17 protein-coding genes, 1 tRNA gene and 1 other RNA gene are annotated in these 19,435 nt (G+C 63.1%); 9 read left to right on the top strand and 10 right to left on the bottom strand.

Annotated elements, in window-relative coordinates; all coding sequences use genetic code 11:
- Window positions 1-2: 2 nt before the first annotated feature.
- Window positions 3-1,703, bottom strand: a complete 1,701-nt coding sequence (locus tag F8O07_RS09965) for a long-chain-fatty-acid--CoA ligase (protein ID WP_158032154.1) — start codon at window positions 1,701-1,703, stop codon at window positions 3-5.
- A gap of 179 nt (window positions 1,704-1,882) precedes the next feature.
- Window positions 1,883-2,911, bottom strand: a complete 1,029-nt coding sequence (locus tag F8O07_RS09960; protein ID WP_192496755.1) for a YdcF family protein — start codon at window positions 2,909-2,911, stop codon at window positions 1,883-1,885.
- Between the two features lie 132 nt (window positions 2,912-3,043).
- Between F8O07_RS09960 and F8O07_RS09955 the strand changes: the two genes are divergently transcribed.
- Both F8O07_RS09955 and F8O07_RS09950 read left to right on the top strand, forming a co-directional pair.
- Window positions 3,044-3,787, top strand: coding sequence for an ABC transporter ATP-binding protein (locus F8O07_RS09955; RefSeq protein WP_158032042.1), 744 nt, complete (start codon window positions 3,044-3,046; stop codon window positions 3,785-3,787).
- On the top strand, window positions 3,784-5,166 hold the full coding sequence (locus F8O07_RS09950; protein ID WP_225733277.1) for an FtsX-like permease family protein: 1,383 nt from the start codon (window positions 3,784-3,786) through the stop codon (window positions 5,164-5,166). The genes F8O07_RS09955 and F8O07_RS09950 overlap by 4 nt, the downstream gene beginning before the upstream one ends.
- Window positions 5,167-5,215: 49 nt before the next feature.
- Here the strand turns inward: F8O07_RS09950 and F8O07_RS09945 are convergent.
- A tRNA-Leu gene (locus tag F8O07_RS09945) sits at window positions 5,216-5,297 on the bottom strand.
- A gap of 162 nt (window positions 5,298-5,459) precedes the next feature.
- Between F8O07_RS09945 and F8O07_RS09940 the strand changes: the two genes are divergently transcribed.
- The 6 genes from F8O07_RS09940 to ssrA all read left to right on the top strand — a co-directional run bounded on the left by F8O07_RS09940 (window position 5,460) and on the right by ssrA (window position 11,530).
- On the top strand, window positions 5,460-6,815 hold the full coding sequence (locus tag F8O07_RS09940; RefSeq protein ID WP_192496754.1) for a DUF2252 domain-containing protein: 1,356 nt from the start codon (window positions 5,460-5,462) through the stop codon (window positions 6,813-6,815).
- Between the two features lie 76 nt (window positions 6,816-6,891).
- Window positions 6,892-8,007, top strand: a complete 1,116-nt coding sequence (gene prfB, locus F8O07_RS09935) for a peptide chain release factor 2 (protein WP_158032040.1) — start codon at window positions 6,892-6,894, stop codon at window positions 8,005-8,007.
- The gene (gene ftsE / locus F8O07_RS09930) at window positions 8,004-9,380 is read left to right on the top strand and encodes a cell division ATP-binding protein FtsE (RefSeq protein WP_225733276.1); all 1,377 of its coding nucleotides are present in this window, start codon (window positions 8,004-8,006) and stop codon (window positions 9,378-9,380) included. The genes prfB and ftsE overlap by 4 nt, the downstream gene beginning before the upstream one ends.
- The gene (gene ftsX / locus F8O07_RS09925; protein ID WP_225732985.1) at window positions 9,377-10,291 is read left to right on the top strand and encodes a permease-like cell division protein FtsX; all 915 of its coding nucleotides are present in this window, start codon (window positions 9,377-9,379) and stop codon (window positions 10,289-10,291) included. The genes ftsE and ftsX overlap by 4 nt, the downstream gene beginning before the upstream one ends.
- A 4-nt stretch (window positions 10,292-10,295) precedes the next feature.
- Entirely contained in the window at window positions 10,296-10,778 is a 483-nt protein-coding gene (gene smpB, locus F8O07_RS09920; protein WP_158032039.1) for an SsrA-binding protein SmpB, read from the top strand.
- Window positions 10,779-11,158: 380 nt separating this feature from the next.
- Window positions 11,159-11,530: a transfer-messenger RNA gene (gene ssrA / locus F8O07_RS09915) on the top strand.
- 392 nt (window positions 11,531-11,922) lie between these two features.
- Here the strand turns inward: ssrA and F8O07_RS09910 are convergent.
- Window positions 11,923-12,705: a hypothetical protein gene (locus F8O07_RS09910; RefSeq protein WP_158032038.1), complete on the bottom strand. Its 783-nt coding sequence runs from the start codon at window positions 12,703-12,705 to the stop codon at window positions 11,923-11,925.
- Window positions 12,702-14,030 carry an LPXTG cell wall anchor domain-containing protein gene (locus tag F8O07_RS09905; protein ID WP_192496753.1) on the bottom strand — a complete coding sequence of 443 codons (1,329 nt, stop codon included), beginning with the start codon at window positions 14,028-14,030 and terminating at the stop codon, window positions 12,702-12,704. Before F8O07_RS09905 ends, F8O07_RS09910 begins: the two co-directional genes overlap by 4 nt.
- Window positions 14,031-14,162: 132 nt before the next feature.
- Here F8O07_RS09905 and F8O07_RS09900 point away from each other — a divergent pair, with 132 nt between their 5' ends.
- Window positions 14,163-14,453, top strand: coding sequence for a helix-turn-helix domain-containing protein (locus tag F8O07_RS09900; RefSeq protein WP_158032036.1), 291 nt, complete (start codon window positions 14,163-14,165; stop codon window positions 14,451-14,453).
- A gap of 202 nt (window positions 14,454-14,655) precedes the next feature.
- On the opposite strand, the gene F8O07_RS09895 is transcribed toward F8O07_RS09900, so the two are convergent.
- The 5 genes from F8O07_RS09895 to F8O07_RS09875 all read right to left on the bottom strand — a co-directional run bounded on the left by F8O07_RS09895 (window position 14,656) and on the right by F8O07_RS09875 (window position 19,265).
- Window positions 14,656-15,492 carry a potassium channel family protein gene (locus tag F8O07_RS09895; protein WP_158032035.1) on the bottom strand — a complete coding sequence of 279 codons (837 nt, stop codon included), beginning with the start codon at window positions 15,490-15,492 and terminating at the stop codon, window positions 14,656-14,658.
- A 106-nt stretch (window positions 15,493-15,598) separates the two neighbouring features.
- Window positions 15,599-16,000 carry an SHOCT domain-containing protein gene (locus F8O07_RS09890; RefSeq protein WP_158032034.1) on the bottom strand — a complete coding sequence of 134 codons (402 nt, stop codon included), beginning with the start codon at window positions 15,998-16,000 and terminating at the stop codon, window positions 15,599-15,601.
- Window positions 16,001-16,110: 110 nt separating this feature from the next.
- A complete protein-coding gene (locus F8O07_RS09885; RefSeq protein ID WP_158032033.1) occupies window positions 16,111-16,755 on the bottom strand; it encodes a DedA family protein in 645 nt (214 codons plus the stop codon).
- Between the two features lie 171 nt (window positions 16,756-16,926).
- Window positions 16,927-17,628 (bottom strand): iron transporter, encoded by a 702-nt coding sequence (locus F8O07_RS09880; RefSeq protein WP_192496752.1) that lies wholly within the window; start codon window positions 17,626-17,628, stop codon window positions 16,927-16,929.
- 158 nt (window positions 17,629-17,786) lie between these two features.
- A complete protein-coding gene (locus F8O07_RS09875; protein WP_158032031.1) occupies window positions 17,787-19,265 on the bottom strand; it encodes an FTR1 family iron permease in 1,479 nt (492 codons plus the stop codon).
- Between the last annotated feature and the right edge of the window lie 170 nt (window positions 19,266-19,435).

Raw genomic sequence — 19,435 nt, 5'->3', positions numbered from 1 at the left:
GTTCAGCTCACTGCTGGAGTGCTCGTTGCGAACAGCTGCTCGCGCACCGCACGGCGCAGCACCTTGCCGAGCATCGAGGTCGGCAGAGACTCGACCACGACGAACGCGCGCGGCACCTTGTACCGCGCCAGCGTCCGTCGGCAGTGCTCGACCAGTGTCTCGCGGTCGAGGGCGGCTCCGTCGCGCAGCACCAGCGCTGCGGTGACCCGTTCGTTGCCGCTCTCAAGTCGCTCCCCGACGACAGCGGCGGCACGAACGTCGTGATGGGTGCACAGCACCGCCTCGACCTCTGAAGGCGAAACGTTGAAGCCGCCGGTCACGATGAGCTCTTTGCTGCGGTCGACGATGCTGAGGTAGCCGTCTTCGGCCTGCACCACGATGTCGCCGGTACGCAGCCACTCGCCGTCGATCAGTGTCTCTGCGGTGAGCTCCGGGCGCTGCCAGTAGCCGGCGAAGACCTGCGGGCCGCGTACCAGCAGCTCGCCCTCGCTGCCCGGCGCAGCATCCGCGTGCGGGTCGTCAATCTCGGCGATGCGGATGTCGGTGCTCGGAAACGGCACGCCCACGGTGCCCGGGCGGCGGCTCGGACCGATCGGATTGCCTGCGATGATCGGAGACGCCTCGGTCATGCCGTAGCCCTCGACGAGCAGCCCGCCGCTGAGACGCTCCCAGCGGTCGACCAGATCGGCGTGCAGCGTCATGGCGCCGCTGATCGAGAATCGCACCGAGTGCAGATCGACGCGACCGGCTTCGGCCGCCGAGCAGAGGCGATCGTAGATCGGCGGCACGGCCGGCAGAAAAGTGATGGGCCGTCGACGCTGTGCGGCGATCAGCAAGTCGAGGTCGAACTTTGGCTGCAGCGCCAGCGTCGCGCCCATGGCGATGCCGTAGGCGAGGCAGAGGGTGAGCCCGTAGGCGTGGAAGAAGGGGAGCACGCAGGCGAAGACCTCTTGGCCGCGCCGCAGGCCCGACACCCATGCCTCGCCCATCAGCTCGTTCGAACGCAGATTGCGGTGGGTCAGCATGGCCGCCTTCGGACGGCCTGTGGTGCCAGAGGTGTACTGCAGGGCGGCGAGATCGCCGAGTGTCGGCATCGGCCAGTCGGCAGGGATCGGCGCGGTGAGCTCGGTGAGGTCGTGAAAGCTCAGCACGGCCGCCTCACCCGGAGATGACAGGGCGGCGCGCATCGTGCGCGCCCGGCCGATCGGCAGGCGCAGCGCGAGGCGGGAGCGCAGCGGCAGCGCCTCGATGAGGTTGACCGCGATCAGGTGTTCGGGGCGACGGTCGGCCGGGAAGCCGGCGACGAGGTCGGCGACGGAATCCCACACGATCGCCACTCGGGCGCCGTGGTCGGCGAACTGTGCGCCGAGCTCGGCGGCGGTGTACTGCGGGTTGTGCTCGACCACGACCGCACCGATGCGCAGTACGGCATAGAACGCGACGACGTGCTGCGGGCAGTTCGGCATCACAAGGGCCACGCGGTCTCCGCGCTCCACGCCGAGGTCGAGCAGGGCCTGTGCGAGCCCATGCACCTGGGCGCCGAGGTCGGCATAGGTGAGCGTGCCGCCGAGGAAGTCTGTGGCGACTCGTTGGGAATACGTCGTGACGCTGCGCTCGAAGGCGTGCGAGAGCGTGTCATAGCGCTCGGGAATGTCAGCGGGGACGCCCTCAGCGTAGGAATCGATCCACGGGCGAGATGTCATGGTCACGGATACCTCCAGATGTGCGTGTCGAAGAGGCGGGGACTGGGCCGTCTCCGCTGACGTCGACCTGCTTTCAGAGTATCGGGGCACAACTTGTGAGATTCCTGTCTTTGCACAGAAACGCCGGTCTGTGTTCGGAGATTACCTCCAAAGTCGTCGTGTGAGGAGCCTTCGGCGAATCAGAGTCGGAAGATCGCAACGACCGCGCCGACGAGCAGCGGCAGCGCGAGCAGCCCGAGCATCGTGACGTTGAGCGCCAGGCTGTCGCGCAGCACGGCGATGAACTCACGGATCGTGGCGCTGGGGCGATAGTAGCGAGCCGTGTGGCCGCCGACCGCCTGCCCGGGGATGCCCAGACGGCGCAGCAGCATTGCGGCACGAAACGCATGGTAGTCGCTGGTGGTCGCCACGATGGGGCCGCGTACGTCGCGTGCCTGCAGCAGGTCTTGGGAGAACCGCAGGTTCTGCTCTGTGGTGCGAGAACGGTCTTCGATCGCGATCTGATCATCAGGCACGCCGAGCGCCCGCAGTCGCTCAGCCATGGCATCCGCCTCGCTGCGTGGCTCGTCAGGCCCCTGCCCGCCCGACGCCACCATCAGCGGGGCCCGCCCATCGTGCTTCAGGCAGCGCTCGCGCACCCGGAGGCCGGCACGGATGCGCTGTTCGATCAGGGGAGTGACCTCGCCGTCGCGCAGGCCGGCGCCTAAGACGACCACCGCGGCCGCACGCTCGGAACGATGCCACGCCACGGAGGCGTAGACCAGCGAGTAGAGCAGATAGGCGGTGAATGCGAAGGCCACGTAGCCGATCGGCGGCAGCAGCAGAATCAGCCAGATCATCGTCCACTGGCTCTGAGCCAGAACGGCAGCGACGCAGACTGCGATGTATGCCAGCATCGCGAGGCCGGTCGCCAGCGACAGCAGATTGGCGAGTGTGCGCTGCTCGCGTCGCAGCATGGTGAGACCGTTGACGATGAGGTAGACGGTCAGCACCAGCACCATCAGCAGCATCGCTCCCAGCAGAGAGAGCATGACCCAGCCGAGAATCGGAGAGCCGCTGTCGCTCTCGCCTTCGGGGCGCACCAGAGAGATTGCGGCGGGCACGGTCATCGCGAGAGCCGCGAGCCAGAGCACCCCGGTGCGCAGCATCCGCGCATCGCGCACGAAGCAGAACACGCCACTGGCAGCGAGCACGATGGGAACGATCATGATGAGCCTCTCTGCGGAACGCCCTTCAGCGTATGGTCTGGGGGCACACGGACGGATCGTTCTCAAGGATGAGACGCAGAGATCAGTCTGCAGGCCGATGTGCTGCTGAGCGCGACGGCGGATTCTGGAACCATGCAAGATACGAATTCGCAACCAGCCGGCGACGCGCGGCTGACCGCACTGAACCTGGTGAAGATCTATCACGACCCCGAGCACCCGGAGACACAGACCCCAGCACTCAACGGTGTGTCTCTGGTCGTGCGACCAGGGGAGTCTCTGGCGATCATGGGGGCCTCGGGGTCGGGCAAGACGACTCTGCTGCATGTGCTCGCCGGCATTCTGACGCCGGACAGCGGGCAGGTGCTGCTGCATCTGCCGCAGACCGACGCATCGATCGAGGTCAGCGGACTGAACGAGCGAGACCGCACACGGCTGCGACGCGAGCGCTTCGGCTTCGTCTTTCAGCAGGGGCTGCTGCTGCCCGAGCTCACTGCAGTCGAGAACGTGGCGATGCCGCTGATGCTTGACGGGGTCGGCCGCCGCGAGGCTGAGTCGCTCGCAGCCCAGTGGCTCGTCTACCTCGGCCTCGCCGGCATGGAGCAGCGGCGCATCGGGCAGCTCAGCGGCGGCCAGGCCCAGCGCGTCGCCATCGCCCGTGCACAGGTCACCGGTGCGGCCGTGATCTTCGCGGACGAGCCTACCGGCGCGCTCGACTCAGAGACCTCGGCCGAGGTGCTCGCCGCATTGCTCGACTCGACAGTGGCACAGGGGCGCACACTCGTCATGGTGACGCACGATGCCACCGTTGCGAGCAGATGCTCGCGCACCGTACACATGCGCGACGGTCGGCTGGTCAGCGAGCAGGTGGCGTCATGAGCGGGACAGGCGTCGCACCGGCCCCGGCCTCTCCGCTGCCTGCGCGCCGTCGTCGCGCCCGACTCTTCACCATCTGCTGGGTGCTGTGCCGGCCTGCTCGCAGCGACTGGGCCTCGCTGCTGCTGCCGGCGGTCGCGTTCGCAGTGACCACGGCGCTGGGGCTGACCGTGCTGGGCGGCACGCTGATGTTCTGGAACTGGCAGACCGAGATCGCGCCGGTGTATCAGATGCTCAGTCTGCTGGCCGTGGTGCTGCTCGCCGTGCCCTTAGTGAGCCTGGGCGCTGCGGCCGCACGTCTCTCGGCTCGGCGACGCGACGAGCGGCTCTCATCGCTGCGACTGATCGGGGCGCCTGGCTCGACCGTCACGCTGCTGACCGTGCTGGAGTCGACAGTGATCGCCATGGTGGGCGCACTGGCGGGCTGCGTGCTCTCGACGGCGTGGCTGCCTCTGGTGGGGCTGCTGCGCTTCGGCGGTGCGCCCATCGGGGCCGCCTCGCTGTGGGTCGGGCCCGGACGGCTGGTGATCGCAGTCGGCGTCGTGGGCGCGATCGCGGCGATCAGTGCTGTGGTCGGCCTGCGTCGAGTGATCATCTCACCGCTTGGCGTGCGGATGCGACAGACCGCTCCGAGAATGCGCACCCGTCGGCTGGTGATCAGCCTGATCGTGCTGGCCGCCGCCGCGCTGGCCGCAAAGCTGGCCGGTGCGGCGACGAGCGTCGCGATCGTCGTCGCCGTGGCGCTCGGCTCGTTGATGATCGGGCTCATGATCCTCAACCTGCTCGGCCCGTGGCTGCTGTCGGCCACCGCTCGACGCAGTGTGCGGCGCGCTACGACGGCCGACCGGCTGATCGCGGCGCGAGACACCCTGGAGTCTCCGGTGGCGGCCTGGCGGCAGGTAGGTGGTCTTGCGTCGATCACGTTCGTGGCGGTCATCGCCGGTGCGGGGCTGGCGATGGCAGGTGCTGCCAGCGCCGATGCCGGTGCAGAGGATGCCATGCTCATCACCGACATGCGCACCGGCGTGCTGCTGACGCTCGCGATCGCCTTCATGATGGTGGCCTGCTCGGTCGGTGTGAACCAGGCGGCTGCCGTGCTGGACCGCCGTGACCTGTACCAGGCGATGTCTGCGATGGGCATGGATCAGTCGACGATGGAGGCTGCCCGCCACCGCGCGGTGTTCTCTCCGCTGACGACCGTGGTGGTGGTCTCAGCCCTCTGTGCTGTCGTGGTCGCGGGGCCGATCGTCGGCGTCGGCCTGTTCCTGCAGCCTTTGGCGGTGCTCACCGTCGCACTGACCTTCGGGCTTGGGTTTGCGATCGTGTGGCTCGCGCTCGCGGCCACCCGGCCGCTGCTGCGGCAGGTGCTCGTTCGCGAATAGAGGTGCGTCAGCTGCGCCAGAGTGTGCCAGCGGGCTCTGATGTCATGAGTGCGGAAGGCGGGACTTGAACCCGCACGCTCGAAAGCACAGGAACCTAAATCCTGCGTGTCTGCCAATTTCACCACTCCCGCGATGCAGCGGTTTCGGGCCGCTGAGACGAGGTGATTCTAGCAAAGCATCGTGGCCGCTGCCGCTGGGAGCACCGGACGTCTGGAGGTATTGACTGCCTGGTCAGCGTACTATCGAGAGCAGGTCAGCCTGCCGCCGATCGGCCGGCAGAGATGGGGTCACAGATGGTGTCGCGCAGAATCTACGCAGATCGAACCGAGCAGTCGTTCGAGAGCGCCGAGGAACGTCGAGCTCAGGGCAAGGCGTATCGAAAAGAACTGCCGATCGAAGAGCTGGGGCGGTACGTTCGCAGCGATCGAGACCCCGTCGCCATTCTGAAGAAGCAGGACGAAACGCGACTGCCCGATCTGGTGCCGCTTCGACATGAGCGCATGTCGGCATCCCCGTTCACCTTCTATCGCGGTTCGGCGCGTCTGATGGCCTTCGACCTGGCCCAGCAGCCGAACACCGGTCAGCAGGTGGTGGCCTGCGGTGATGCGCACATCAGCAACTTCGGCTTCTTCGCGTCGCCCGAGCGACGTCTCGTCTTCGATCTCAACGACTTCGACGAGGCCGCGCCAGGCCCGTGGGAGTGGGATGTGCGGCGCATGGTGGCGAGCGTGGTGCTCGGCGCGAAGGATGCCAACTACAGCGACGAAGACGTGCAGCATCTTGCCCAGCAGACTGCGCATGCCTATCGCATCGCCATTCGCGGTCTCTCTCAGCAGTCGGCGCTGGAGCGCTACTACCAGTCGATCGACGAACAGCTGATCGTCGACCGTCTCGATGCCTCGTCGCTGCCCGCCTTTCAGAAGGTGGCTGCGAAGGCACGGCGGCGCACCTCGGTGCAGGCTGTGACCAAGATGACCGAGCTCGACGAGAACGGTCGACTGCAGTTTCGAGAGGATGCGCCGGTGCTCACGCACCTCATCGATGCGCCTGCCCGCGATCTGCGCAAGCTCTATCGGGAGTATCTAGCCTCGGCCTCTCCCGACATCCGACTGCTGCTCGAGAAGTATCGACTCATCGACGGGGCCAGGCGCGTGGTCGGCGTCGGCAGCGTTGGCACTCGCTGCTACGTCGTGCTGCTGCAGGACGCCGTGGGCCAGCCGCTCGTGCTGCAGATCAAAGAGGCGGTCACCTCGGTCGTCACGGAGTTCAACAAGCCGAACGCGTCGACTCCCGACACGCTGCAGCGCCGAGAGCACAACGGCAAGCGCGTCGTCGACCATCAGCGCATCCTGCAGGCGGTGTCCGATCCGTTCCTCGGTTGGGGATCGGCAGGCGGGCATGACTTCTATATTCGTCAGTTCCGCGACATGAAAGGGTCGATCGACCTGTCGAAGCTCAACGCCCGCGGATTCGAAGAGTACGTCACAGGCTGTGGTCTGCTGCTGGCCCGCGCGCACTCGCAGAGCCCGGCCCTGCACTGGATCGCCGGATTCCTGACGAAGGGCGCCAAATTTGACAAAGCGATGACTCGATGGTCGATGGCGTACGCCGAGCAGGTGGACGAGGACTACAAGCGGTTCGTGGCCTGAGCATTGCCTGAGCAAGCCGCTCGCAGAGGGGATCAATCGCACAGGAGTGAGTCGACCCCGGTAGAGTAGTGGGGATATGGCTGACCTCGAAATCTCTGAACGCATTGACGCACTCCGTTCCACGTACGGCGACATTCGCCAGGTGGTCGACCCCGAATCGCTGTCCCAGCGCATCGAGGAACTCAATGAGCAGGCTGCTGCGCCTGGGCTCTGGGACGACTCCGAACGCGCCCAGAAGGTGACGAGTCAGCTGTCGCACGCGAAGTCGCAGCTGCACAAAGTCGAGTCGGTCGGCCAGCGCATCGACGATCTGGAGGTCTTGGTCGAGCTCGCCAACGAAGAGAACGACGAGGCTTCGAAGCGCGAGGCGGAGCATGAGCTCGAGCAGCTGCAGAAGTCGGTCGACGACCTCGAGGTGCAGACGCTGCTGAACGGCGAGTACGACGAGCGTGGTGCCGTCGTGACGATTCGCGCCGGTGCCGGGGGTGTGGATGCGGCAGACTTCGCCGAGATGCTGCTGCGGCAGTACACGCGGTGGGCTGAGCATCACGGCCTCAAGCCCACGATTCTCGACACGTCGTATGCCGAAGAGGCGGGCATTAAGTCGGCCACCTTCGAGATCGACGATCCATACCTGTTCGGCAAGCTCTCAGTCGAAGCCGGTACGCACCGGCTGGTGCGTATGAGCCCGTTCAACTCGGCGGGCAAGAGGCAGACCTCGTTCGCCGCCGTCGAGGTGGTGCCTCTCGTCGCACCGACCGAGCACATCGACATTCCCGACGCCGACATCCGCGTCGACGTCTTCCGTTCGTCCGGTCCAGGCGGTCAATCGGTCAACACGACCGACTCGGCTGTGCGCATCACGCACCTGCCCACCGGCATCGTGGTGAGCTGTCAGAACGAGAAGAGCCAGATTCAGAACCGCGCTGCCGCGCTGCGTGTGCTGCAGTCGCGCCTGCTCGAGATCCGTCGACAGGAAGAAGAGGCCACGAAGAAGGGCCTCGCCGGTGACATCAAGGCCAGCTGGGGCGACCAGATGCGCTCCTATGTGCTGGCTCCGTACCAGATGGTCAAAGACCTGCGAACCGGCTATGAGGTGAACAACCCCGACGACGTCTTCGACGGCGATCTCGACGGGTTCATCTCGGCTGGTATCCGCTGGCGCAAGGGAAGTGCACGGCAAGACTCATGATGATCAGTTTCGAGAACGTCTCCAAACGGTACAAGAAAGCCGACCGACCGGCTCTCGAAGACATCACCCTCGACATCGACAAGGGCGATTTCGTCTTCATCGTGGGTGCGAGCGGTTCGGGCAAGTCGACGATGATTCGACTCATTCTGAAAGAGGAAAAAGTCAGCGCCGGCGACATTCACGTGCTTGGCTACGATCTGCGTGCGATCTCGTCGCGGCGAATCCCGTTCTACCGCCGCAACCTCGGCGTCGTCTTCCAGGACTTCCGTCTGCTGCCGAGCAAGACGGCCTACGAGAACATCTCGTTCGCGCTGGAGGTGACCGGCAAATCGGCCGGCTACATCCAAGAGGCCGTGCCAGACGTGCTGCGTCTGGTCGGGCTCGACGACAAAGGCAATGCCATGCCGCACGAGCTCTCCGGTGGCGAGCAGCAGCGTGTCGCGATCGCTCGCGCAGTGGTGACCAAGCCTGCGATTCTGCTGGCGGACGAGCCGACCGGCAACCTCGACCCCGACACCAGCGCAGGCATCATGAGCGTGCTCGAACGCATCAACGCCGGCGGAACGACCGTGCTGATGGCCACCCACGACACGACGATCGTCAACCGCATGCGCCGCCGCGTCATCCAGCTTGAGAACGGGCACCTTGTGCGCGACGAGCGGGACGCAGGCTACCTCGAAGAGAGCCCGGTCGTGGCTGCGGCCCAGGCGTCTGCTGCGGCTCGGGCCGCACATCCAGAGACACCTGCCGCCGAACCGCAGCGCCGACAGCCGGCAGCGCCGACGTTCACCGCCGCATCGCTGCAGAGCGAGACGAAGCCCGCCGCCCGCGGCCAGCAGCCGGCCGACGGAGGCGCCGAAGCATCCTCAGAGCGTGCCCAGCAGCCACCGAAGACTCAGACGAGCAGCCCGGTGCCCGCCCAGTCGCGCAACCCGGTCGAAGAGGTGCGGCAGTTCACGACCGAACGCATCGTCATCGAGACCGAACCCGTACTCGACGGGTCGGCACCCCCGCAGCAGGTCGACCACCTGCCGCCGCGCGTGCGGATGCCTCATCAGCCCACGTCGAACGGCACGACGGCGACTCCGCAAACGGATCGGCCGGCCACGCAGCCGCCGACCGCGCCACGAGCTGCAGAGCCAGCACAGCCTGAGACCGGGCGCCTCGAGCTCGACGCCGAGGAGGACATCCAAGTGATCGCCTACGAATCGCAGCCGCTGACCGAGCGTCTGGGGCTTGTGGGCGGCAGCCAGCCCGCACCGGCACCCGCCGAGCGCGGGGCGCAGCAGGCGAACGATGCGCGATCAGCAGACGGGCGCGTCGGTGACCAGCCCCGCGGCGCGCAGGGCGATGAGAGCGAGGAGCGTCGGTGAACTTCCGTCGAATTCTGGCTGAGACGCGAACCGGACTCAGCCGCAACATGTCGATGGTCGTCTCGATCATCCTTGTCACCTTCATCTCGCTGACCTTCGTCGGCGCGGCCGTGGTGCTGCAGCAGCAGATCAACTCGATGAAGACGTTCTGGTACGACAAGGCTCAGGTGGCGATCTACCTGTGCTCTGACACCTCGTCGGTCGATCGCTGCCCGCAGGGTGCAGTGACCGACGACCAGAAGCAGGCCATCGAGCAGAAGCTCGACTCGCCGCTGTTCTCGGAGTACGTCGACCGACACTACTTCGAAGACCAGCACCAGGCCTATGAGAACTTCAAGCAGCAGTTCTCGGACAACCAGGCGCTGAGCTTCGTCACCGAAGATCAGCTGTGGAGCACGTATTGGGTCAACCTGAAAGATCCCACCCAGTCGCAGGTGATCATCGACGCATTCACGCAGGAGCCCGGCGTCGACCAGGTGCAGGATCAGAAGGCCTATCTCGACCAGATCTTCTCGGTGCTGAACGTCGGGTCGCTGACTGCGCTCGTGATCGCCGGCCTGATGCTCGTCGCCGCCATTCTGCTGATCACCACAACGATTCGCCTGTCGGCGTTCTCGAGACGAAGAGAACTCGGCATCATGCGACTGGTGGGCGCCTCGAACTTCTTCATACAGACGCCGTTCGTGCTCGAAGGTGTGGTCTCTGCTCTGATCGGCTCGGTGCTCGCCAGCGGCGCGCTGGCGGCCATTGTGAAGTTCTTCGTGCAGGGGTATCTCGCCAACGCGATGCCGTACACGGCGTTCGTTTCGCTGCACACCATCTGGCCGGTGTTCCCGATCGTCATCGGGGTCGGCGTGGTGCTCGCCGCACTTGCCTCGGGCTTCGCGATCAGACGCTATCTGCGAGTGTGACCTGATGCCGAGAGATCAGGGCGAGCAGCTCATCGCCAGCAACAAAAAGGCGCGGCACGACTACACGATTCTCGACACCTATGAGGCGGGGATGGTGCTGACGGGCAGCGAGGTGAAGTCGCTGCGCGAGGGGCGAGCGACCCTCGCTGACGGCTACGCGTACATCGATCGCGGCGAGATGTGGATCGACAACGTGCACATCCCGCAGTATCTGAACGGCACCTGGACGAATCATGCGCCCAAACGCAAACGGAAGCTGCTGCTGCATCGTCAGGAGATCATCCGCATCGGGCGCGGGCTTGACTCGGCTGGCACGACGCTGGTGCCGCTCAAGCTCTACTTCAAAGACGGTCGGGTCAAGGTCGAGATCGCTCTCGCGAAGGGCAAGCGAGAGTACGACAAACGTCAGACGCTGCGCGAGCGCCAGGACCAGATGGATGCCAAGCGTGCGATGGCGAGGATCAACCGGCGGAACGATCCCCGCTGAGCCGCGTGTTGTCGGTGTGCTTCGCGTGAGCTTGGTGCTCTCGCGTGGGCTTGACGGTGAGTGAAAAAGTCACCTCAACTGCTTGATTGTCTGCCTTAGGTGAGGGTAGCCTTATTCGTGGTAGTGACGAAGTCTTCGACCAGATCGCCTCACGCTTTGATCTGGCTCGGTGGCCAACTCTCATGATCGGCGCGGTTCTTCAGATGCGCTGCCGATCTCACAATTGAATACTGGACGCACGTGAGGCCCCGCGAGAGCGGGGCCTCGCCATTTAACGGCGGTGCTGCCGGTAGGGAATGCAACGGCAGATCTGGCGTTGTAAGATGATGAGTCCACCGTTCGGAAGCGATTTCGCACGGCGGCCAGTTGAAAACTGAAGAGGGGCCGATCGGTTTCGACACTGTCTTGATGATTGTGAGAAGCGGGCCGAGAAGGCGTGGATGATCTCGTAAACCAAGTCACGCAACCCAATAGGTGCCAACAACAAACGCACCGATTTCGCCCTCGCTGCGTAAAGCGAGCTAGAAATCCGTTCAACTGAGCATGCCTTCGCCTCAGACCTGAACGTCATTTAGAAGGCTTGCCGCCGCACCAAGTGGGAGGGTGCGTCGGGACTTTTCAGACCCACTGGGCTCGTCAGCCAGGCGTCTGTCACGACGGCTGGGGCCAAGTAGAACGCTAGACAGACTACGCCCGTAGAAGTCGCATGAAATGAGCAGTGGACCCGGGTTCGATTCCCGGCGGCTCCACGAGAAAACATTGGGCGGTTTCGCCCAATGTTGAAAAACTAGCCACCTTCGTTGAAAAACGTCGGTGGCTAGTTTCATGATTGGGGTAGAGCATCCATTCGCCACTTGAAGAGGCATCGATTCCCTCACCGCCGTTTCCTCCCGACCATCTGATCGGTGCGGCGTCAGCCGCAGACATTGTTGATTGCCCGGCACGTGCGTGGAGCTCGGCCGGGTATTACTTGTGTGAGGGAGCACCCGAGTCTCATCCCACCGCACCAAACGCGACACGGCTCGGCGTTACTAACGTCGGCTGAAGGATACGGCGGCACATAGCTGAATAGTAGGCATCTGAAGATAGAAAGAGCCGGTAGTGAACAAACCTCACTACCGGCTCTTTCTATACAGCGAACGCTCTACTTCGGATTGTTGTAGCGATCCTTGGCAGGACGATACGCCTGATCATGAGCAATCTTCGTTTGCTGATGGAGCTGATTGTTGGAATCACGCGCCAGACCAGACTGATAGCGTGCTTCCCACATCTGTTCGCGTTGGATATCAGCTTGCTCCTGAGCAACAGCCATCTGCTCCTGATGGCGACGCTCAGCCGCCATCTCCTGCTTTCTGAACTGTCGTTGCTGAATTTCTAGCGCGCGCTCATCTGTAGGCAATGAACGCAGGAACAAGCTGTCCACTTGACCACAGATACCGTAGGCGTCTCCATTGCTGTTTGAGTTACCTCCGATTTGAGAGGCGACCGCTATGGAGCTTCCCCAACCATCACGAGCAACCTGCTGTGCCTTCTTCGTGAGCTGCTTCTTCGCGATGCTGCGTCCGATCATCATTGCGATGAAGAGGATGATTGCCAGCCACCACACACGGAAGAGCAGAACGACGATGACAACGAGCAGGCCCCACTGGATGAGCTTCCGAATGAGGTTAGCCTTTTTCAGCTTCGCGCTTTCCTGTTCAGCAGCCTGAGCGAGAGCCTGCTGCTCCGTCTCAACCTGCTGAACAGCGTTGCGTGACTGCTCCACCATTTGCTCAAGCCACGAGCGCCCGTCAGCGCTGAGATGATCCGGATCAATGCGATTTGCTATGGCAGTCAGTTCATAGAACGCTTGTCTCGCTCTGCCCGTCTTGGGCTCGGCTGCCTTATCAAGAGCACGAGAGAAGTCCGTTTCCTTCGCCATGATCATTCAGCCTTCTGGCGTCGACGTGCAACAACGACTGCTCCTGCGCCCAAACCGACGAGCAGCATGCCTGCAGCAATGGCGGCACTCGATGCACCGGTCTGAGCCAGCTTCCCGGTCGAGCTTGACTGCTCGGTGGTGTCGCTTGAGGTGGAGGACACCGGTTTCACCGAACCGTTGTTGTTCGTGTCCGTATCGGCTGCAGGCTTCTCATCACCTGCGGCATCGGTGTTCTTCTGGTCATTCTCACCGTTGTTGTCTGAACCCTTGTTGTCGGTGTTGGAGTCTTGGCTAAAGTCAAGGCTGAGATCAAGTGCAACATAGTCCAGCGGTCGAAGGACAACGTCGTGTGAGGTGGACTTTGTCACTTTGCTAACAGGATCAGTAGCAGTCAGCGTCACGGTGTAGTTGCCTGCAGGTGTGGTGCTTTCAAAGTTGCCCTGAAGCTCCGTGCTCCAGAAACCTAGGTCGTTCCAGATGGTCTGAGGGAGTTCTACACCTGTGTCCTTATTGACAACAGACACAGTGAACACGCTGTTGCCTTTACCTTGGGATACATAGTCCTCGAAGAAACGATCCGGCAGCTTGATGCTTCCGCCCATCCCGCCATTTGCCGGGAGGACAAGGCTAACGCCGCTCACATTCGATCCAGCAATTGTCTGTTGTGACTCAACCTTGACGAAGGAAACGCCAAGTCCACCTGCAGTATTAGACGACGTGACAACGGCACGGATCGTGTATTTTCCATCCTGTAGTCCGGGGATACTGAAGGTTCCAGCGGCTGCGTCATATGTGCCACTGACGAGCCAGTAGCCGTTCTCGTCTGTGGCGCCCACCTCCACATCTTTATTCACAGCGCCTTCGGGAAGCGTGACCGTCCCGCTGACTGTATGCAAAGTAGCTGAGTCCTCAGCAGCGACAGGAGTTGCTTCACGCAGTTGAGGCACCTGCGACTCACTCGTAGAGGTGAGAGCCACCGGTTCGGACAGCGTCGTAGCAGGCTGAACGGGAGTAGTCGTGTTCTCGACAGGCGACTCGGCTGCAACCGACTTACTGGTGGTCTCAGTTGAAGCCTTCTTGACCTCCGCAGCAGGCTTCTTGTCAGCTGTGCTTGCCGACAGGAGAGGTTCGGTTTGTGCATCCGTTGCGACAACCGAAGCGGCAGGTGCGTTCACAGACTGAGTGGTGTCAGTCAGGTCTTCAGCCTGAGCAACACCGTTGAGTCCAATGATGCCTGCTGACGCCAAAGCGAATCCGGCAGCGGTAGCGATCCCTGCCTTCTTTGCCTTCTTGAATGATGATCCGGTGGATGGTGCGGCGTGTTTGCTCACGCTTCCCCCCTCTTTCATTGACTGTATTCACATGTGATAGTCGCCGCGTTAAAGCGGCAGATAGAATCTTACAGGAAAGCTGCCGCTTTAGAGCGGTAGCCGTTTGCCGCTCTGGCGCGGCACACTGGGGGCATGCCAACACACCTCCCCAGTGACGAGAGAACCCTGGGGGAGTTCATGGTATTCAGAAAGCTGCTCGGGCAGAACATACGAACACGCAGACTTGCTCTTGGCCTCTCACAAGAGCAGCTTGCCGCGTTGTCGGGGTGGGGCAGGCACCACCTATCACGCGTCGAGTTAGGGCAGGCGTCCACTTCAGCGGAGCGGCTCATCACTATGGCACAGGCTCTCAACTGCGGTATTCATGATCTCGTACCGGAGCTTGACGAGATAGAAGCCGCACAGGGATCAGCTGATCACTGAGTCTGTAGGCACTCCCTGAAGACGCTGAAGACAGTGTCAACAACACTATTTACATAGCGCCAGCAGGTAGTCGTTTTCTCGTGGATAGCATTAACGGAAGTACTAACATCGGGGGTCTAATGGCGTCGCAGGGGCACACATCCGCGTAGACACGGAGGAGTAGGTCTATCGTTGTGAGTTCTCGGCTGCTCCACAATGAAATCTACTGCCGTTTCTGGGCTGGTGCTTGGGCTGTCGTCTTCGGAGCTGATGCCTGCTCAGCCGCCACCTGAGGCGCGGGCGCGAGCACGGCATCCGTCGTATCTTCGGTCGATGCAGCCTGCACCGCGAGCAGCCGATCGATCTTGCGTTCGAGTTCGCGAAACTGTGCTCGGGTCGCGGCCTGGTTGTCTTCGTCGACCTGGTGGATGCGTTCGACGATCCACGATGCGAGCGTGCCGGTCACAGTGCTGATCAGCGTGATACCGCCAGCCATGAGCGCGACGGCTACCAGTCGGCCGGTGAGTGTCGCCGTGGTGAGATCGCCGTAGCCAACGGTGGTGATGGTGACGATGCTCCACCAGATCGCGTCGCCGTAGGTCTCGATGCTTGACCCCGGCTGGCCGCGCTCGGCATCGAGAATGGCGAGCGAACCGACCAGCACGAGTAGGCCGACGGTGCCGATCACATAGACGAGGATCTTGCCTCGCAGCGCGGCGCCAGCGGTGCGCTGCAGCACGCGCAGCAGGGTGATCAGACGCAGCAGCCTGAGGGGACGGGCCATCGGCAGCAGCACCATTGCCAGATCCAGCAGGTGTGTGTAGAACCAGCGCCAACGGGGGTGCGCGAGCAGAATCGAGACCACATAGTCGACCAAGAAGATCGCCCAGGTGACGTTCATCGTCCATTCGGTGACGGTGCGCAGACCACCGTCGAGGTCGCCGATCACCTGCCAGGCGTACGCGAAGAGAAAGATCAGCGCGGCGATGGCCAACGGCCAATCGGTGACGCACTTCCAGCGTTCGAGGTCAGCCCCGAACGTGTGATGAGAGCCGAACACAGTCAGCAGATTAGAGTGCGGAGAGCTGCACAGGTGCGTGACCGATCGGCGTACTCGAGCGTAGGCTCAGGCGGCGCCGACCGGATCGAACGCAGAGGGGCAGGAATCAGTTGCGACCTGAGAGTGCGGCAGCCTTGAGACTGTCGAACTCGTCGGGAGTGATGACTCCCTGGTCGAGCAGCTGCTTGGCCTGGGCGATCTCTGCGGCAGGGCTGGTGCCTGCCACCGAACGCACGTACGCCTCAGCGGCGTCTTCGACCTGTTTCTGCTCTTTGGCTGCACGCTCGGACATGCCAGAGCCGCGCGCGATCAGGTAGACGATTGCAGTCACGAACGGCAGGAAGATGAGGAAGACGAACCAGATGGCCTTGGCCCACCCATTGAGCTTCTTGTCACGGAAGAGATCGGAGATGATGCTGAACAGCGCCATCAGGTAGGCGATGAAGACGAAGATCGTGATGAACCACCAGATGGTGTTCCAAATGGTGGACCAGAAATCAGCAAACATGTGAGTCTCTCTCGTGATCGTCGGCTGCGGGGACTGAGTCGGTCTCGGCCCCCTGCCGAATCCATGTGAATTGCGCTTCTCATTCTAGTGAGAACAGAGTGTGCTGAACCCTACGCGGCAGGGCGTCGACTCTGCAGCCATCCGACCGCGAGTCTGATGGCCACGGGCAGAACCGAAAGCACGACGATGAGAACGAGAATGACGTCGACATGGTCGGCTATCCACGGGATGCCGCCGAGCAGATGCCCGGCCACCGGCAGACCGATGCCCCAGATCAGGGCACCGACGCCGTTCCAGAACAGGAACCTGGTGCGTCCGTAGCCGGCGACGCCTGCTGCGAAGGGGACGAATGTGCGAATGATCGGAATGAACCGAGCCAGGAGAATTGCCGGCCCACCGAAGCGTGCGAAGAAGTGGCTGGCCTTCGCCGAATGAGGGGCGAGGCGGCCCTGCACAGAGCGGGCGATGCGCTCACTGCGCAGTGAGAGGCGTCCGATGCTGTAGCCCGTCTGATCGCCTGCGAACGCCATCACGGCGATTACAAGGCACACCAGCCACAGCGGCAGCGCCGAGAGCGCCTCGTTCTGCGACTGAGCGGCGCCGGTCAGCATGCCGAGCAGAAAGACCAGCGAGTCTCCCGGCAGAAAGAAGCCGATCAGCAGACCCGTCTCGGCGAAGACGATGACTGCGCAGACGACCAGCGCCCATGGGCCGGTGGCAGCGAGAATGACGTGGGGATCGAGCCAAGGAAACACCTGCTCACTCTACTCGCCGGATGGCCCGGTCACGCCCGTCTCACAGCCGCGTCTGCTGTGCTGAAATGACGGCGGTCGCCTGTCGTCTGCCGGAAGGGCACCCCATCCGTGACAGAGACAGGCGACCGTGCGGGTGGAGATCCCTGCGTCGCCGTCAGCGCCAGCCGCTGATCAGGCGCGAGGATCGTCGACGATGCACTTCTTCTGCTCAGCGGTGTAGAGCCAGTCCATGCTCACGTCGAACGGAGCGAACCACTCGGTGGCCTCGACGCCGGTGCGCTTGTCCTGGTGCAGGCCGTAGTTCTTCGGAGGCGCGATGTGGAACGTCACCGTGTACTCTCCGGGGTTCTCCAGCGATCCAACGAGCCCGGCGGCCTCTGCCGACTTCGGGATGTTCGTGCCGTAGTGCGACCCGTCGGCGGCGTTCATCTCCATGAACATGCCTTTGACGATCTCTTTGCCTGATTTGTCGGTGACCGTGTAGTCGATATTGAGGTCTGCGGGGGTCTCGTCGACTGACCAGCCGTACTTGGTGCCCTCTTCGTTGACCTTGACGTCGAGCTCGATGTGCGCGATCGAATCGGCATAGGCCGGCATCATGCCGCCGTCAAACGCCATATCGCCGGGCTGAAAGTAGTTGGCCTCCATATGGAACGGGCCCTCATCGGCGTCTCCGACGGGAATCTCATGGTTCTGACCGTCGTCTTCAGGCGTACCGCACACCGAAGGGGCCAGGCGGGCGTCTTCGGCGGACGAATCGCTGCTCGTGGCCGTACTGCTCTGGGTGCTGCCGTTGTCGCTTGATGAGCAGCCGGTCAGCGCCAGCGTGCTGGCGGATGCGACCAGGCAGATGCCCAGTGCGGTGCGGGTCATGCGGTTCATTGTCATTCTTTGCTCCTTATAGTCTCTGGGCGACTGGACGTCGCCCCGAATGGGGGAAAACTGCGTGGAAGGGCGGTGGCCGGTGCCCAGAACACATGCTGCAGCCGGTCAGCGGTGGGCTGATATCGGCCAAGTCTGTGCGGTCATGCTCAGTCGTCGCTCTCCGCCGTGCTCGGTGCTGCCTCGGCGAGTTCACGTTTCTCACGGCGCAGCTGTCTGTTCTGTGCCACGGTCAGCCAGACGGCGGCGACGACCAGAATGAGCTGCGGCAGCAGCGTTTCGGCACGTGGGTAGAGCCCGAGTACGGGCAATGTCAGCCAGCTGAGTGAGGGAATGCTGGTCTGCCCCAGGATGAAGCCGGCCTCACCGAGCTCCACCACTCCGTTGCCCACGAAGACGATCGCGAGTAGGAAGAGCAGAGCCGAGGTCGCCTTGAACACGATGCCGATCGGCAGCTTCACCGCGAAGTAGCGGAAGACGACGAAGACGCCGATGAGCAGTGCGGCGGCTGCGGCGATGCCGATGCCGACCCAGAGCGAGTCGGCCATGCCCCCTTGGAACGCGGCGGCATAGAACAGCACGAGCTCGGCGCCCTCTCGGCTGACGGCCAGGAAGGCTGCGAACGAGAGCAGCCACATGCTGCCTGTGGTGATCGACTGGTCGACCTTTCCGCGCACATACCGCTCCCAGGCCTGTTCGTCGGATTTACTGAGCATCCAGTTCGAGATGTAGAAGAGCACGAGCACAGCGAGGAACATCGTGCCGCCTTCGAGCATTTCCTGCCCCGCACCCGCGTTCTGGAACACCGCGCTCAACAGCACGGCCAGCAGAATGGAGACGCCGATGCCGGCGAGCACGCCCCAGTAGACGTACTTCGTCAGCTGTCTGTTGCCTGACCGAACCAGGTACAGCACGATCGCTGCGACGACGAGCAAGGCCTCAAGACCTTCGCGGAGCAGAATCGTGAAGGCTGTGACGAACGAGTAGACGCGGCGTGCCTCGGGCGTGACCGCCGTCGTCGAACGCTGGTCGAGCAGTTTCTGGGCGGCGGCCTCTTTCTGATCCTCAGGCAGGTCGTCTGCGATCACGCCGTCGAGCTCGAGCGCATCGCGTGCTGCATTCAGTTTGATGCTCTCGATGGTGCTGCGCGCGGCAGCGGAGTCTTTGGCCTTGGCCTGCGACTTGGCCTTGCCGAACAGACCTTCCATCATGGGCTTGCGGTTGCCGCTCAGCGACATCGACGGCCCCTCAAGCAGTGGGTCGTAGTACTTGAAGTAGGCGTTCTGCACCTCGCGGTAGGCCGACTCGTAGTCGGAGCCGTCCAGAGCGTCGATGGCGCTGTCGAGGGTGTCGGCGATCTTCAGCGCGACGTCTTGGTTGCTGGTCTCTGAGGTGTCGGCTGCAGCGTGCGCGGGAGTCGGGGCGAGGGCGACCCCGATGAGCGCCATCAGCGCTAGCGTGAGGCAGACGATGACGCGACCGATCCCGGCCAAACGGGGGTCGAGAGCTGCGACCGCAGATCGCGTCGGCAGCGAGACTGGGCGCCGCACCGCCGATACGGATGTGGTCTGGGAGTGCGACGCGACGACGCGCGGCGCCTGATTCTGCAGAGATTGGCTGTGTGCCACGACTTCCCCTAAAGGTCTGATGATGCCTTAGTGAGGTTAGACCTTCCTTATTTATTCGGCAACCCGAACATTCTACGAAGGCTACCCTGACAATGCTGCTGTGGGATGGGGCGAATCTCGGCCTGTTCGCAGCTGGGGCCCGCGGATCTGCCCAGAACAGATCTGCCCAG

The sequence above is a fragment of the Pseudoclavibacter sp. CFCC 13796 genome (assembly GCF_008831185.1).
In the GTDB taxonomy this organism is placed as follows: Bacteria; Actinomycetota; Actinomycetes; order Actinomycetales; family Microbacteriaceae; genus Pseudoclavibacter_A.
The sequence above is the reverse complement of the archived record's forward strand: the minus strand, read 5'-3'. Positions and strand labels throughout refer to the sequence as shown.

What these genes read in the sequence shown, in the direction of transcription:
- F8O07_RS09965 (WP_158032154.1), bottom strand. Translation starts at nt 1,703, where the DNA reads ATGACATCTCGCCCGTGGATCGATTCCTACGCTGAGGGCGTCCCCGCT.
- F8O07_RS09960 (WP_192496755.1), bottom strand. Translation starts at nt 2,911, where the DNA reads ATGATCGTTCCCATCGTGCTCGCTGCCAGTGGCGTGTTCTGCTTCGTG.
- F8O07_RS09955 (WP_158032042.1), top strand. Translation starts at nt 3,044, where the DNA reads ATGCAAGATACGAATTCGCAACCAGCCGGCGACGCGCGGCTGACCGCA.
- F8O07_RS09950 (WP_225733277.1), top strand. Translation starts at nt 3,784, where the DNA reads ATGAGCGGGACAGGCGTCGCACCGGCCCCGGCCTCTCCGCTGCCTGCG.
- F8O07_RS09940 (WP_192496754.1), top strand. Translation starts at nt 5,460, where the DNA reads ATGGTGTCGCGCAGAATCTACGCAGATCGAACCGAGCAGTCGTTCGAG.
- prfB (WP_158032040.1), top strand. Translation starts at nt 6,892, where the DNA reads ATGGCTGACCTCGAAATCTCTGAACGCATTGACGCACTCCGTTCCACG.
- ftsE (WP_225733276.1), top strand. Translation starts at nt 8,004, where the DNA reads ATGATGATCAGTTTCGAGAACGTCTCCAAACGGTACAAGAAAGCCGAC.
- smpB (WP_158032039.1), top strand. Translation starts at nt 10,296, where the DNA reads ATGCCGAGAGATCAGGGCGAGCAGCTCATCGCCAGCAACAAAAAGGCG.
- F8O07_RS09910 (WP_158032038.1), bottom strand. Translation starts at nt 12,705, where the DNA reads ATGATCATGGCGAAGGAAACGGACTTCTCTCGTGCTCTTGATAAGGCA.
- F8O07_RS09900 (WP_158032036.1), top strand. Translation starts at nt 14,163, where the DNA reads ATGCCAACACACCTCCCCAGTGACGAGAGAACCCTGGGGGAGTTCATG.
- F8O07_RS09890 (WP_158032034.1), bottom strand. Translation starts at nt 16,000, where the DNA reads ATGTTTGCTGATTTCTGGTCCACCATTTGGAACACCATCTGGTGGTTC.
- F8O07_RS09880 (WP_192496752.1), bottom strand. Translation starts at nt 17,628, where the DNA reads ATGACCCGCACCGCACTGGGCATCTGCCTGGTCGCATCCGCCAGCACG.